This is a genomic window from Catellatospora bangladeshensis (assembly GCF_016862575.1).
GTDB classification, from domain to species: domain Bacteria; phylum Actinomycetota; class Actinomycetes; order Mycobacteriales; family Micromonosporaceae; genus Catellatospora; species Catellatospora bangladeshensis.
Window position 1 is genome coordinate 118,120 of sequence record NZ_BONF01000025.1, and the last position, 14,162, is coordinate 132,281.

The window sequence follows — 14,162 nt, forward strand, 5'->3', positions numbered from 1 at the left end:
CCACCGGATGACGACCGGTGGTCCACTTTGCAGAGACATCCTAGGAACCGCGGCCGTCCAACCCGAGCGCGGTGTCCCGCTTTCACGGATGTGAACGCACACATTGGACCAGGGTCGCGACCGAAACATTTTCCGGGGATCAACATGGCCGCGACCAGCAGTCATTACGCTGCGCGCTGCGGCCTGCCGTTGACGGGATCGTATCGACCGTGTTTCATGATGGAACCGAACGATGAGATCGCTAACATGGCGGCCACCGGTCGGCGCCGGCACGCTTTCACCGCAGGACGAGCGGTGCCGGCCGTCCCACCCGGTTCCGGGCGTAACCCTACGACGCCCGCGGACCACCGCACCGGCTTGCCATCGCCCTCATCCTCCCGGAGGAGCCATGCACGACCGACTGCGCGCCGTCCTGCGCGCCGCCAGCCGCCCGACCCCGCACGGCGTCGCCCGCGGCCAGGGCCTGTCCGTCCCAGCCTGATCTCGCCCCGCAGACCGGGGCCGGCCGCCTCCCTACCGGCCGACCGATCACGCGGTCTCTTCACCATCACCGGTCCGCACGCCGCGCCACCGCGCCGGCCCGCGGCCGATGACCCGTGCCCGCGTCCCGACCACCCGCACCCCGGAACCCTCGCACCACCCCGCCCTGCCCTGAACCGGACACCCGGGGCAGCGCGGCCTCACCTCGGAGGTACAACACCATGACCACCAGACGTGAACTGCTCACCGGCCTGCTCTCGGCCGCCACCGTCGGCGCGGCCGGCGGCCTGACCCTCGCCGCGGCCGGTTCGCCCGCCGCTGCGGCGGGGCCGTTCGGCGGCTACGTGATGGGCTACTTCACCGAGTCGCCCAACCGCCTGGCCAACAACTACGGCCTGCACCTGGCCGTCAGCACCGACGGGCTCAACTGGACCCCGCTCAACCAGAACAACCCCGTGGTCACCCCGACCGCGGGCACCGGCGGCCTGCGCGACCCGTTCATCCTGCGCAAGCAGGACGACACCTTCGCCGTCGTGGCCACCGACCTCAACGGCACCGACTTCACCCAGCCCAACCAGTACATCCACGTCTGGGACTCGGTGGACCTGCGCAGCTTCACCGGCTACCGCCGGGTGCGGATGCACACCATGAACACCCACACCTGGGCGCCCGAGGCGTTCTGGGACGCCTCCCGCGGCCAGTACGGGATCATCTACTCCGCCCACAACGGCACCCGCGACGTGTTCATGGTCAACTACACCACCGACTTCGTCACGGTCAGCGCGCCGCAGGTGTTCTTCGACCCCGGCTTCAACGTGCTCGACGCCACCATGCACCTGGGCGGCGGCACGAACTACCTGTACTACAAGAACCTGAGCAACGGCCGCCTCTACGGCGCCCGCTCATCCAGCCTCAACCCGGGCAGCTTCAACAGCGGCACCTACACCGCCGGGGTGGTCAACGGCGGCATCGAGGCGCCGATCGTGGTCAAGGCGTACGACCGCAACGAGTGGTGGCTGTGGGGCGACTCGTTCAGCCCGGTCAACGGCGAGTTCTACGTCTGGCGCAGCGGGAACGTGAACACCGACAGCTGGTCGGCGCTGACCAAGGCGCAGTACACCCAGCCGCTCAACGCCAAGCACGCCACCATCGCGCCGATCACGGCCACCGAGCGGACGAACCTGCTCAGCCGCTGGGGCGCCCCCACCTGGAACCGGATCAAGTCGTACAACTACCCCGACCACCTGATCCGGCACTCGAGCAACGCCGGGCGCATCGACCCGTACCCGTTCGACCCGTACGCCGACGCGCAGTGGCGGCTGCGGCCGGGCCTGGCCGACTCCGCCGGGGTGTCGTTCGAGTCGGTCAACTTCCCCGGCCGCTACCTGCGGCACAGCAACTACGTCATCGGCCTGGCGGCCAACGACGGCAGCGCCCTGTTCGCCGGGGACGCCACGTTCCACCGCACCGCGGGGCTGGCCGACGCCAACTGGACGTCGTGGCGCTCGCACAACTTCCCCACCCGCTACCTGCGCCACGCCGGCTTCGTGCTGCGCATCGACGTGCTCAGCTCCTCGTCGCCCGCGAGCGACAGGGCCGACGCCACCTTCCAGATCGGCTACTGAGCCCGCCTTCACCCCGAGGAGCACACATGTCCGCACTCCGTACCCGGCTGCGCCGCGCGCTCTCGCTCGCCGCGGCCACGATCCTCGGCTTCTCCCTCGCCGTGGTGATCAGCCCCGAGCGCGCGCTGGCCGCGCCCGGCCCGTCGTTCACCAACCCGGCCGTCGACGTTCCCAACAGCGCCGACCCGACGCTGACCTACTACAACGGTTACTACTACTACGTCGCCACGACCTGGTCCTCCGACGTGGTCATGCGCCGCTCGCAGACCATCTCGGGGCTGCGCGGCGCCGCCGAGCAGGTGGTGGTGCGCACCGGCGGCAACACCATGTGGGCACCGCACCTCGAAATGATCAACAACCGGTGGTATCTGTACTACTCCGTCGAGCAGTCCGGCGGCGCGCGGCGCACCCACGTCGCCGAGAGCGCGGGCACCGATCCGCTCGGCCCGTACACCATCCGGGGCATCCTGAACCTGATGCCCAACAACGGCTGGGCCATCGACGCGGCGATCCTGAAACTCAACGGCGCGAACTACGTGATGTTCTCGGCGTTCCACCCCAGCGACAACCTTCAGTCGCTGTACATCTCCCCGCTGACCAACCCGTGGACGGCGGGTGCGTACGGCACCCGGATCTCCGCTCCGACCCTGTCCTGGGAGACCCAGAACGGCGCGGTAAACGAGGGCGCGTTCGCGCTGCAGCGCAACGGCCGCACCTTCATCACGTACTCGGCCAGCCACTGCAACGGACCCAACTACAAGATCGGCATGCTGGAGTACACCGGCAGCAACCCGCTGTCGGCGAGCTCGTGGACGAAGTCCGCCAGCCCGATCTTCCAGCGCAGCGACGCCAACGGCGTCTATGGCCCCGGGCACCACTCCTTCTTCACCTCGCCCGACGGCACCGAGACCTGGATCGCGTACCACGCGAACTCGTCGTCCAGCCAGGGCTGCGGCACCACCCGCACCACCCGGGTGCAGAAGATCTCGTGGAACTCCAACGGCACCCCGAACCTCGGCACGCCGGTGTCGCTGTCCACGGTGCTGCCCGGCCCGTCCGGCGAGCCCAACGCCACCCCCATGGAGATCCGCAACCGGCACAGCAACCTCTGCCTCGACGACTACAACTTCGTGACGACCCCGGGCGCCGAGGTCCGGCAGTGGACCTGCAGCACTGCCGCGGTCCAGGACTGGTATCTCACCCCGCTCGCCGACGGCTGGTACCAGATCAGCAACCGGCACAGCGGGCTCTGCCTGGACAACAAGGACTTCGCCACCGCGCCCGGCTCGGTGGTGCAGCAGTGGACCTGCAACGGCCTGGCCGTGCAGCAGTGGCGCATCACATCCGTGGGCAGCGGCTACTCGACGCTGACCAACCGGCACAGCGGCCTGTGCCTGGACGACTACAACTGGGGCACCTCCCCCGGCGCCGAGGTGCGCCAGTGGACCTGCCTGAACAACAACGCCCAGCACTGGCGTATCGCCTGAACCGCGGCCGGCCCGCTCCCTACCCGGGCGGGCCGGCCGCTCGGCCTTGCCGACCAGTGCGATGCTTCCCCTATCCAATGGGGAGGGTCATGGACGCCTTTGTGCTGCAACTGCCCGCGCTGCTCGGTGTGCTCATCGGCGCGCTCGCGTCGTATCTGGCCGGGCAGGCCGCCGAACGCAGCCGCTGGCGCCGCCAGCAGTCGGTGCGCTGGGACGAGCACCGGATCACGACGTACACGCGGTATGCGCATGCGGTGAAGAAGGTCATCGCGGTTTCCGTACGCCTGGCCGCCGAGCGTGGCCTCGCCTCCGACGACTCCGCCCTCACTCCCGACTACGAGGTGTCCGACCTGGCCGCCGCCGAGGAGGAGCGGACGATCATGTGGGAGGCCGTCCTGATGGTCGGCAGCGAGCGGGTCGTGCTCGCGGGCAGGCAGTGGCACCAGAGCGTGTTCCAGCTCATGCACCTGGCCTGCGGCCGCCCCAGCGACCTGTCCTGGGCCGACGCGGTCGCCGCGACCGGGCGGGCCCGCCAGCGCTTCTACGAGGCGGCCCGCGGCGACATCGGCATCGCCCCGGGCAGCGAGCCCGACGCGTACGAGTGGCAGATGAGCAGGTGGATGCGCGACCGGCCCGCCGAGCCGGCCGACGGCCCGGCTGAGATCGCGCCGCGTCAGAGGCCGGAGTAGCCCTTCGCGAAGTCGGCGGCCAGGTCACGCTGCTCGGCGTGGGTCACGGCCGAGCAGGGTGACGGCTGCCCGCACCCGTCGCACAGGCTCTGGCTCTCGGGCATCGCCGTGTCGGCGGGAGACGGCTGCGGCACGATGCCGAGCCCGGCTGCGTCGGCTTCGAACTGGTACATCCGATCACCTCGATCGACGTGGTCCGGTCGCTGTCGCGATCGCCTGCCGCACCACTTCCCCGCCCGGCGCGAAACAAACGCTCCGGCCCTAAACGGGCTACGCCGTGGCCTCGGCGACGGCGGCGACCAGGCCGCGCATGGTGGGCCAGGTCCAGCGGCCCATGAGGCTGATCTGCAGCCAGTTGCGCCGGCGCAGGTAGCCGCTCTGGTACGCGAGCAGGTACCCGGCTGCCTCCATCCGGGTGCCGACCAGCGCGGCGTCGAGGTGCGGCGGCAGGGCCACGGTGACGACGCCCGGCGCGGCCTCCCCCATCGGAGCCGTCACGGGCAGGCCGAGCCGGGCCAGGCGGGCATGCAGCCACGCCGATGCGCGGCCCAGCTGCGTGTACCGGTCCGGCCAGTCGGTGGCAGACAGCGCCGCGTCCAGCGCCGCGACCAGGTTCGACGACTGGGTGTACGCGACCCCGTCGGCCTCGGCGTAGCACCCGAGGTCCAGGTAGCGCGGGATGCGGCCGGGTGCGGAACACGGCTGCTCCCGCAGGAACACCATGGACAGCCCGGGGTACCCGCCCAGCGCCTTACCGCTGGTGCCGGTGGCCAGGTACGCCCCCGACAGGTCCACCGGAACGGTGCCGATCGAGCTGATCGCGTCGACGCACAGCCGCACCCGGGCGGCGGCACACAGCCGCGTCAGCCGGGGCAGGTCGAGCAGCTGGCCGGTCGACGTCTCGCAGTGCACGGTCCACAGCCAGCCGCCCGGCGGCAGCGCCGCGATCGTGCGCTCGATGTCCGGCCACGGCAGCGGCGCGCCCCAGGGCCCGGCCTGCACCGTGTGATCGAGCCCGGCCCTTGCGGCGTGATCGGCCAGGCGCGCGCCGAACTCGCCGTACGCCAGCACGGCGCCCGGCGTGCCGAGCAGGCCCAGCTGGGCGGCGACGGCGTCGTTGGCGACCGTGCCGGAGCCGAGCAGCAGCTGCGCGTGCCGGGCGCCGGCCATATCCGCCAGGCGCCGGTGCACCTCCCGCACCGACCGCAGGTGCTGCTCGGAGCGGTGATAGACCGGCGGCCGGGCGAACGCGGCGGTGACCTCGGGCGCGACCGTGACCGGGCCGGGCAGCAGGTTGACGGCGGTGCGTGCCGCCGGTGCGGGTGCGGCCGGGGCGAGCCGCCTGCCGTCCTCGATGGTCAGGTACATCGGCTGGAACTGCGCGCCCGGCGCCCCGGTGAGCGGGCCGAACGGCACGCAGCCCATGCGGCGGTACATCGTGAGCGCGCGCGTCGTGCCCGACAGCACCGCGAGGTCGCAGCCCTGCGCGGCGAAGTGCGCGCCGATCAGGCCGAGCAGCCGGGGCAGGATCGCGCCGCGCCGGTAGCGCGGGTCGACGGCGAGCAGCCTGATCTCGACCGGGGTGCGCCCGTCCGGCAGGTAGTCGTCGAGGCCGGTCAGCTTGCCGTCGAGGGAGAACGGGCGGGCGCTGCGCCCGGCGACCATCGCCACCAGCTCCGCGCCGTCGAGGCATACCGCATAGGTGTTCTCGGCGTGGAAGCGGTCGACGAGGCGGCCCTGCGCGTTGGGCGCGTGCTGCGGGATCTCCCCGGCGAACGTGCGGTGGTTCAGCCGGTGGATCGCCTCCTCCTCGGCAGAGGTATCGGCGATCTTGTATGTCAGAGTGCCCGGCATCCGGGCAGGATACCGCCGCGCCGAGGCGCTCGCCGCCGAATACGAATGAGTGTCGCGAACGGACCTCGGACAGCGCCGTCTACCCGGCAGGAACCAGCTGCTGACCGCCGTCGATGTCGTACGTCGCGCCGGTGAGCGCCGTGTTGGCCATCAGGTGCACGGCCAGCGCGGCGACGTCGGCGGGCTCGACCACCCGCCGGATGGGCAGCGTGGCCCGCAGCCGCTCGCGGCGTTCGTCGAGCAGGTCGCCGAGCAGCTCCGCCGACAGCGGGGTGTCGACGAAGCCCGCGGCGATGAGGTTCACCCGGATCGGCGCGAGTTCGAGCGCCAGGTTCGCCGTCATCGCGGGCAGCGCGGCCGTGCCCATCGCGGCCACCACCAGGCCCGGTGCCGGGCGGCGCGCACCGGTGCCGCCCATGAACAGCAGCGAGCCGCCGGGGCGTACGGCGCGCGGGGCGCGGCGGGCGACGTCGATCGGCAGCCACATGTGCTCGTCGAACGAGCGGCGGGCCTGCTCGACGTCCATCCCGGCCAGCGTCCCGTAGTAGGGCCGACCCGCGGTGATCATGATGTGGTCCACCGGCCCGGTCAGCCCGGTGAAGAACCCGTCGAGTGCCGCCGGGTCGGTGGCGTCGAAGGCGGTGCTGCTCAGCGCGCCGAGTTCGGCGGCGGCGTGCGCCAGGCGGTCGGGGTTGCGGCCGGTCAGGATGATCTCGGCGCCCTCGGCGCGGGCCAGGCGGGCCGTTTCGAGCCCGATCCCGGCGCTGCCGCCGAGCACGACGACGATCTGCCCGGACAGGGCCGGCTCACGCCGGGCGGCCGGTGGGGTGACGGCCATGGTTCCTCCCGTCGCCGGTGCCGGACGTGCTCGTCAGCAGGCTCCGAAACACGTGCGGAGCTGCTCTTCGAGCGACTCTAGCCGCAGGACCGGCGCACAGCGGTTGATCGCGGGTTCGTGTCGAAAGTAAGGTCGGGCCACAGGTTTCGACACGAACTCGCGATCAACGCCGTCCGGCGCGGATCCGGGTGGGGCCAGGGGTTAAGAAGGTGCCCTTCCTCTACGCAAAGCGTTAAGAAGGTGCCCTTCCTTTCAGCGGTGGCGGACGGCGAAGCGCTCGACGGCGAGGGTGCCTCCGTCGAGGCGGACGCCGAAGCCGTAGCGGTACTGGGCGCGTACAGCGGGGTCGTCCAGCCGGACGTGCCTGCCCACGTCGGCGGTGAACAGGTACTGCCAGGCGCCGCCGGAGGCGATCGCGTACGCGGTGATCTCGTCGCGGTGCAGCACGCAGGCGAGCCGGGCGTTCGGGCCCGGGTAGGAGATCTTCCCGTCGAGCTGGGTGACCCGGTTGCCGGTCAGCACCCCGCCGATCCGCACGTCCCAGCCGACCCGCTTGAGCCTGTGGTTGTACCAGGCCAGCACGTAGTTGCCCGCGTCCTTGACGAGCCCGGAGAACAGGGTGTCCTGGTCGGTCGCGGCCGAGTTCGCGTAGTAGCGCTGGCTCACGATGGCCGCCACGTCGGTATGGGTGACCGCCACGTCCGAGCGCAGCAGCGCGAACGCCGGTGCGCCGCCGGCTGCCACGGTCAGCAGGCCGCCGGACGTCTGCACGGTGCCCGCGCGCGCCTCGGGTGCCGGTGCGAGCACGGTGAAGCCGCCCAGCCCGGTGTCGAACTCGCGCTCGGCCACGAGTGTGGGCAGGTTGGCCGGGGACGGCTCCGGCGGGAGGAAGTCGACGTCGCGCAGGTGCGCGTCGAGCGCGGCCGACAGCTCCGCCGCCTTGTCCGGCAGGGACGCGGCGAGGTTCGTCGCCTCGGCCTGGTCGGCGACGAGGTCGTACAGCTCGGTGCGGTTGTCGTGCAGGTAGCGCATCATCTTGTAGCGGCCGCGGCGCACCGAGGCGGTGGGCGCGCCGGGGTTGTGCCAGTGCGGGTACACCCAGAACAGGGTGTCGCGTGACGGGGCTGCCCCGCCGGTGAGCAGTCCCGCGAAGCTGACGCCGTCCAAGCGCGTGCCCGCCGGTGCGGCGACGCCGGTCGTGCCGAGCACCGTCGGCATGATGTCCACGGTGCTGAACGGCGCGTCCACGACCCGGCCGCGCGGCCCGGCCGGGTGGTGGGCGATCACCGGCACCCGCACGCCGCCCTCGTACAGCGTCGCCTTGGCGCCGCGCAGCGGCGCGTTCGTGGTGACGCCGCCGTCGCCGCCGTTGTCCGACAGCAGCAGGATCACCGTGTTGCCGGCGATGCCGAGCCCGTCCAGCGTGGCCCGGATCGCACCGACGCCGTCGTCGATGACCTCCAGCATCGCGGCGAGCACCGGGCTGGTGCCCTTGGCGCCGGCGCCGGGCTTGGCCGCGTACTTGTCGACCAGCGCCTGCGGCGCGGCCAGGGCGGTGTGCGTGGCGTAGTGGGCGAGCTGGAGGTAGAACGGCGTGCCCTGCTGGTGGGCGGCGGTGATGAAGTCGACCGCCTCCAGGTTGAGCCGGTCGGTGAGGTACTCGTTCGCCTTGCGGGCGGGCAGGTCGGGCAGCATGAAGTACGGGTGGAAGTAGTCGCCGTCGGCGATGTACTTCTGCTCCGAGGCGATGACGTCGGTGAACCCGTGTGACCAGGGGTTGCCGGGCCGCTCCCGGACCGGGCCGGTGTAGGTCTCGGTCAGGTGCCACTTGCCGATGAGGCCGGTGCGGTAGCCGGCGTCGCGCAGCGTGGCGGGCAGCGTGCGGAGGCTCGTGGGCAGGAAGTCGTCGCCGGACGGGCCGAGGAACTCGGTGATGCGCACCCGGGCCGGATACTGCCCGGTCATGATGCTGGCCCGGGTCGGCGAGCAGACGGGCGCGGCCACGTATCCGGCGGTGAACCGGGTGCCGTCGGCGGCGAGCCGGTCGATGTGCGGGGTCTCGTTGAACGTGTTGCCGTAGCAGCCCAGCTCGCGGCGGGCCAGGTCGTCGATGAGCACGACGATGACGTTCGGTGGCGCGGCGGCTCCGGCGGCAGCCGGTCCGAGGGCCCAGCCGGTGGCGGCGCCGAGCCCGGCCGCGCCCAGTCCGCGCAGGACGCCCCGGCGGTCGATCAGCTGCTCGGCCATGGCGGTGTACCCCGTTTCCGCGGCGGTTCGGCGATGCCGCGGACGCGACGCTACCGCCGCACCATTCGTCCGGCAATGAGCGATGAATAGAAATATGTTACCTGTTTATGAACAGCCCCCGGACCCGCGCGCGGGCCAGAGGTTAAGAAGGTGCCCTTCCTCTACGGATAGCGTTAAGAAGGTGCCCTTCCTTGCCTGCGGCGGTGCATTGTGCGCTGAAACATTCGCATGTGACGATGTAGCTCCCCCACCGAAGGGAGTCCCCCACCATGCGACGTGTCCTGCGAACAGCCGGCGTCGTGGCAGGCCTGCTCGCCCTGACCCTGTCCGCCACCGCCTCCTGGGCCCACGATCCGAACTCACCGGAGGGCAAGGAGGAGTTCCGGCGGATCATGGAGAACTACGAGCCCGCCTGGCGGGCCGCCGACCAGGTGAGCACGCTGGCCGCCACGGCCTGCTCCGGCGGCATGGCGGGCACCTACCCGTGCCGCAACGTCGACCTGCTCAGCGTGCTGCCGCTGGGCAGCATCGGCGGCGGCAACGGCAACAGCATGTGGGGCTGGACCGACTCGTCCACCGGCAAGGAGTACATCATCTTCGGCCGGACCACCGGCGCCTCCTTCGTCGACGTCAGCGTGCCGACGGCGCCGGTCTACCTGGGCAACCTGCCGTCCTACAACGGCACCTCCAGCTCGTGGCGCGACGTGAAGGTGTACGCCAACCACGCGTTCATCGGCGCGGACAGCATCAGCAGCCACGGCATGCAGGTGTTCGACCTGACCCGGCTGCGCGGGGTGACCACGCCGCAGACGTTCACCGCCGACGCCCGCTACACCGGGTTCGGCAACTCGCACACCCTGGCGGTCAACGAGCAGACCGGGTTCATCTACGCCGTGGGCACCAACACGTGCAGCGGCGGCGTGCACATGGTCAACGTGCAGAATCCGAAGTCGCCGGTCAACGCGGGCTGCGTCAGCAACGACGGGTACGTCCACGAGAACCAGTGCGTGGTCTACCACGGCCCGGACACCGCCTACAGCGGCCGCGAGATCTGCTTCAACTACAACACCGACACGCTGACCATCGTCGACGTCACCAACAAGGCCGCGCCGGTGCAGCTGTCGCGCACCACCTACAGCGGCGTCGGGTACACCCACCAGGGCTGGCTCACCGAGGACCACAGCCGCCTGCTGATGGACGACGAGCTGGACTCGGACCTGCCCGGCACGAAGACGTTCATCTGGAACGTGTCGGACCTCAACGCCCCGGTCAACACCGGCGTCTACACCTCGCCGACGATCCAGGCCACCGACCACAACCTGTACATCATCGGCGACAAGGCCTACCAGGCCAGCTACCGCGCCGGGCTGCGGATCTTCGACATCAGCGGGATCGCGCAGAACAACCTGCAGGAGATCGCCTACTTCGACATCTACCCGGCGGCGAACAACACCGGCTTCAACGGCGCGTGGAACGTGTACCCGTTCTTCGCCAGCGGGACGATCGCCATCAGCGGCATCGAGCAGGGGCTGGTCCTGGTCAAGCACAACCCGGTGGTGGAGCCGCCGACCACCACGGTGTGGAGCGACACGTTCGAGACCGCCACGGGCTGGACGGTCAACCCGAACGGCACCGACACCGCGACCTCCGGCGTGTGGGAGCGCGGTGACCCGGAGGCGACCACGTCCAGCGGCACCAAGCAGGTCGGCACCACCGTCAGCGGCACGAACGACCTCGTCACGGGACGCCTCGCCGGGTCCAGCGCGGGCACGTACGACCTCGACGGCGGCGTCAGCAGCATCCGCTCCCCCGCGGTGACCCTGCCCGGCAGCGGCGCGCTCAAGGTGTCCCTGTCGTGGTACCTGGCGCACGGCAACAACGCGTCCAGCGCCGACTACTTCCGGGTCAGCATCGTGCACAACGGCGGCACCACGCAGCTGTTCCAGCAGACCGCCGGGGCGACCGACCGGGACGGGGCCTGGGCTACCGGCACCTGGGACATCTCCGCGTACGCGGGGCAGTCGGTGCGCATCCTGATCACGGCGGCCGACGCCTCCGGAGCGAGCCTGGTCGAGGCCGGCGTGGACGATGTCAAGATTACGCAGCAGTAGTCCCTACCTGGTGCTGGGCGTGGCGTTCCTGGCCACGGTCGCGTACGTGCTGACCGTCCTGCCCGGACGGTCGGTGCCCGTGCCGACGGCGGCGGCCCCCGTGCCGTCGCCGTCGCCCAGCCTGCACGGCGACGGCCTGTCCGACAGCCACGATGGCTACCTGATCCAGGCCGTAACGCTGCCGGCCAGGCGCGGGAAGGCGGTGCCGGTCGCGTTCCGCATCCACGGGCCGGACGGCACCCCGCAGACCGAGTACGAGCTGCTGCAGACGAAGCTGCTGCACCTGTACCTGGTCCGCGACGACATGAGCGGCTACCAGCACCTGCACCCCGAGCTGAGCGGCGACACGTGGACCGCGAAGGTCGACATCACCGACGGCGGCGCGTACCGGTTCTACGCCGAGTTCGTGCCGAAAGGACGCGACGTCGCGGGGCACCCGACGACGCTGGGGCTGCCGTTCGTCATCCCCGGCGACACGAAGGTCGCGCCGCTGCCCGGTCCCGCGCCGTCGGCGGTCGCGGGACGGTACGTGGTCAACCGGCTCGACGGCACGGCGCACCTGCGGGTGGGCCGGTCCGGCCTGCTGAGCTTCGACGTCCCGGGGGTGCGGCTGGAGCCGTATCTCGGGGCGCTGGCGCACATGTCGGCGTTCGAGGTGCGCACGCAGGCGCTCACCCACCTGCACCCGGCCGCCGAGGAGCTGACCTTCCACGTGCAGTTCGCCAACCGGGGCGAGTACCGGCTGTTCATGGACTTCCAGGTGGCCGGCAAGCCGCAGCGCGCCGCGTTCACCGTGTTCGTGACGTGACCGCACCGGGCGGGGCGAGCGCGCGGAGTTCCGCCCGGTTGCCCCGCCCGCCCCGTCGTGATAGGACGATCACCGTCCGCCGTTGCCGCGACGACGGCGCGCCAGAAGGAGCACGACATGACCGCCACCCAGACCGCGACCGGCGAGCCGGCCACGGAACGCCCGCGCGTGGAGCCGTACTCGGCGATCGTCGTCGCGCTGCTGGTCGCCGGGTTCGACGTGTGGATGCTGGCCACCATCCCGGTGCAGCCGGCCGCGATCCTGGTGGCCGCCTCGACGGTGTCGTACGTCGCCTGGCTGGCCACGACGTACCGGCATCCGGTGCGCTCGCGGCGCATCGTCGCGCTGTACCTGTGCTGCGTGGCGTTCCAGCTGGTGCACATGGCCGAGGAGTACACCGGCGGCTTCCCGCACGAGGTGGTCGAGCTGTTCTCCTCGCCGCGCGGCTGGAGCGAGCGGGACTTCCTGCTCACGTTCGTGTTCGGGTTCGGTGCGCTGTGGTGCCTGGCCGGGGCGGGCGCGCTGTTCCAGGTGCGGGTGGCCAACTACATGCTGTGGTTCTACGCGCTGGGCGCGGGCCTGATCAACGCGATCTCGCACTTCGTCTTCCCGGTCCTCAGCGGGTGGGAGTACTTCCCCGGCCTCTACACCGCCACCGGCCACCTGATCCTCAGCGTCGCGCTGATCGTCCTCCTGGTGCGGGAGTACCGGCAGGTACGCGCCGCCGCCGTCGCTTAGCGCAGGTTTACAAACCCGGCATTTCCGGCCCGTAGTGCCGCCAGACCGCGGTGACCACCGCCCAGTACGGGACGGCCACCAGAGGCGTCGTGATCTCCTTGGGCCAGCCCATCCGCTGCTCCAGCCAGAAGGTGCCGAGCGCGAGCAGCACGAACAGACCGATCGACACGGTCCGCCACAGCACGCGCCGTCCCCGCTGCTCGGCAGGGTATGCATCGCGGCCGTGCCTTGGCACGTGCGCGGGAGGTGCGTCGGTCACCTGGTCTCCGAAGGCGCTGTTCCGGGGTCGGACGCCGAGGTTAGCACCGCCCGTCTGCCCAGCTCACAGCCGCGACCTGGGCAGACATGGCGGGCGCGGCAACCGCGCCCGGCCCGAGCCGCCGGGCAAGATCATCGCGACGGCTCGGGCTCGCGCGTCAGCGGGTCAGAGGCCGAGGAAGGCGGCGATGCCGCGGGCGTGACCCCGGGCGGTCGCCGTGATGAAGTCGGCGCGCTTGAGCAGGTTGGCGTTGGCCAGCGTGTCGATGAACAGGTTCTCGGTGAGCACGGCGGGCATGTTCGACTCGCGCAGCACGTGCAGGTTGGACTCCTTCTTGCCGCGGTCGGTCACCGAGGCGATCGTGCGCATCTGGCTGAGCACGTTGCTGTGCACGGTGCTCTGCAGGCGCTGGGTGGTCGCGCCGACGCCCGGGTAGCGGTAGCTCTCGAAGCCGTTGCCGCCGCCGGCGTTGATGTGGATGCTGACGAAGATCGCGGCGCCCCACGCGTTGGCGTCGTCGGTGCGGTAGGCGAGGCTGCGGGTGATGTCGCTGGTCCGTGACATCCGCACGTCGACGGCCCAGTTGGCCTTGAGGATGTCGCGGGTCTGCAGCGCGATGTTGAGGGTGAGGGTCTTCTCCTGCAGGCCGTTGGCGACCGCACCGGGGTCGGTGCCGCCGTGTCCGGGGTCCAGGTAGACCTTCGGCGCGGCCGCGAAGGCAGGTCCGGCGGCGAAGGGGGCCGCGGCCACACCCGCGGCCGCGGCCAGCAGCGTGCGGCGGCGCAGGCCGTTGTTTCCGATCATGTGTACACCTCTGGGGGGCGAGGAGGACGGGGACCGGAGGAATCTAGCGCATGTACATTCCTCTATGAAGATGGTTTACGGAAGTTTTTAGATTGGAGACGTTTTCCTTCACCTTCCTTGAGGGATGATCGCCGTCTCGTGTCCCGAAGTGGGGTCGGACCACACCTTCTGACCCGAGACGGCGATCATCCGCGGGGGACGGGGGATGTCGGTGAACGCCAT

At 70.9% G+C, this 14,162-nt stretch carries 12 protein-coding genes; 6 read left to right on the plus strand and 6 right to left on the minus strand.

Features of this window, described 5'->3' with window-relative positions; translation table 11 throughout:
* Window positions 1-701 precede the first annotated feature (701 nt).
* The 3 genes from Cba03nite_RS21025 (at window position 702) to Cba03nite_RS21035 (ending at window position 4,281) form a co-directional block, all read left to right on the plus strand.
* The gene (locus Cba03nite_RS21025; RefSeq protein ID WP_203748815.1) at window positions 702-2,105 is read left to right on the plus strand and encodes a glycoside hydrolase family 43 protein; all 1,404 of its coding nucleotides are present in this window, start codon (window positions 702-704) and stop codon (window positions 2,103-2,105) included.
* Window positions 2,106-2,131: 26 nt separating this feature from the next.
* Window positions 2,132-3,592, plus strand: a complete 1,461-nt coding sequence (locus Cba03nite_RS21030) for a family 43 glycosylhydrolase (RefSeq protein WP_203748818.1) — start codon at window positions 2,132-2,134, stop codon at window positions 3,590-3,592.
* Between the two features lie 89 nt (window positions 3,593-3,681).
* Window positions 3,682-4,281, plus strand: a complete 600-nt coding sequence (locus Cba03nite_RS21035; RefSeq protein WP_203748820.1) for a hypothetical protein — start codon at window positions 3,682-3,684, stop codon at window positions 4,279-4,281.
* Here Cba03nite_RS21035 and Cba03nite_RS21040 read toward each other — a convergent pair.
* The 4 genes from Cba03nite_RS21040 to Cba03nite_RS21055 all read right to left on the minus strand — a co-directional run bounded on the left by Cba03nite_RS21040 (window position 4,266) and on the right by Cba03nite_RS21055 (window position 9,220).
* Window positions 4,266-4,454, minus strand: coding sequence for a hypothetical protein (locus tag Cba03nite_RS21040; RefSeq protein ID WP_203748823.1), 189 nt, complete (start codon window positions 4,452-4,454; stop codon window positions 4,266-4,268). The genes Cba03nite_RS21035 and Cba03nite_RS21040 overlap by 16 nt on opposite strands.
* A gap of 97 nt (window positions 4,455-4,551) precedes the next feature.
* A complete protein-coding gene (locus Cba03nite_RS21045) occupies window positions 4,552-6,135 on the minus strand; it encodes an N-acyl amino acid synthase FeeM domain-containing protein (protein ID WP_203748826.1) in 1,584 nt (527 codons plus the stop codon).
* Between the two features lie 79 nt (window positions 6,136-6,214).
* Entirely contained in the window at window positions 6,215-6,973 is a 759-nt protein-coding gene (locus Cba03nite_RS21050; RefSeq protein ID WP_203748829.1) for an SDR family oxidoreductase, read from the minus strand.
* 252 nt (window positions 6,974-7,225) lie between these two features.
* Window positions 7,226-9,220, minus strand: a complete 1,995-nt coding sequence (locus Cba03nite_RS21055; RefSeq protein WP_203748832.1) for a sulfatase — start codon at window positions 9,218-9,220, stop codon at window positions 7,226-7,228.
* 269 nt (window positions 9,221-9,489) lie between these two features.
* Between Cba03nite_RS21055 and Cba03nite_RS21060 the strand changes: the two genes are divergently transcribed.
* The 3 genes from Cba03nite_RS21060 (at window position 9,490) to Cba03nite_RS21070 (ending at window position 12,877) form a co-directional block, all read left to right on the plus strand.
* Window positions 9,490-11,331: a choice-of-anchor B family protein gene (locus Cba03nite_RS21060; RefSeq protein WP_203748834.1), complete on the plus strand. Its 1,842-nt coding sequence runs from the start codon at window positions 9,490-9,492 to the stop codon at window positions 11,329-11,331.
* On the plus strand, window positions 11,309-12,139 hold the full coding sequence (locus Cba03nite_RS21065; protein WP_203748836.1) for a DUF8832 domain-containing protein: 831 nt from the start codon (window positions 11,309-11,311) through the stop codon (window positions 12,137-12,139). Before Cba03nite_RS21060 ends, Cba03nite_RS21065 begins: the two co-directional genes overlap by 23 nt.
* Window positions 12,140-12,256: 117 nt before the next feature.
* Window positions 12,257-12,877 carry an HXXEE domain-containing protein gene (locus tag Cba03nite_RS21070; protein ID WP_203748839.1) on the plus strand — a complete coding sequence of 207 codons (621 nt, stop codon included), beginning with the start codon at window positions 12,257-12,259 and terminating at the stop codon, window positions 12,875-12,877.
* 7 nt (window positions 12,878-12,884) lie between these two features.
* On the opposite strand, the gene Cba03nite_RS21075 is transcribed toward Cba03nite_RS21070, so the two are convergent.
* Window positions 12,885-13,136 carry a hypothetical protein gene (locus tag Cba03nite_RS21075; protein WP_203748841.1) on the minus strand — a complete coding sequence of 84 codons (252 nt, stop codon included), beginning with the start codon at window positions 13,134-13,136 and terminating at the stop codon, window positions 12,885-12,887.
* A 165-nt stretch (window positions 13,137-13,301) separates the two neighbouring features.
* Window positions 13,302-13,940, minus strand: coding sequence for an N-acetylmuramoyl-L-alanine amidase (locus Cba03nite_RS21080; RefSeq protein ID WP_203748843.1), 639 nt, complete (start codon window positions 13,938-13,940; stop codon window positions 13,302-13,304).
* Window positions 13,941-14,162: the final 222 nt, after the last annotated feature.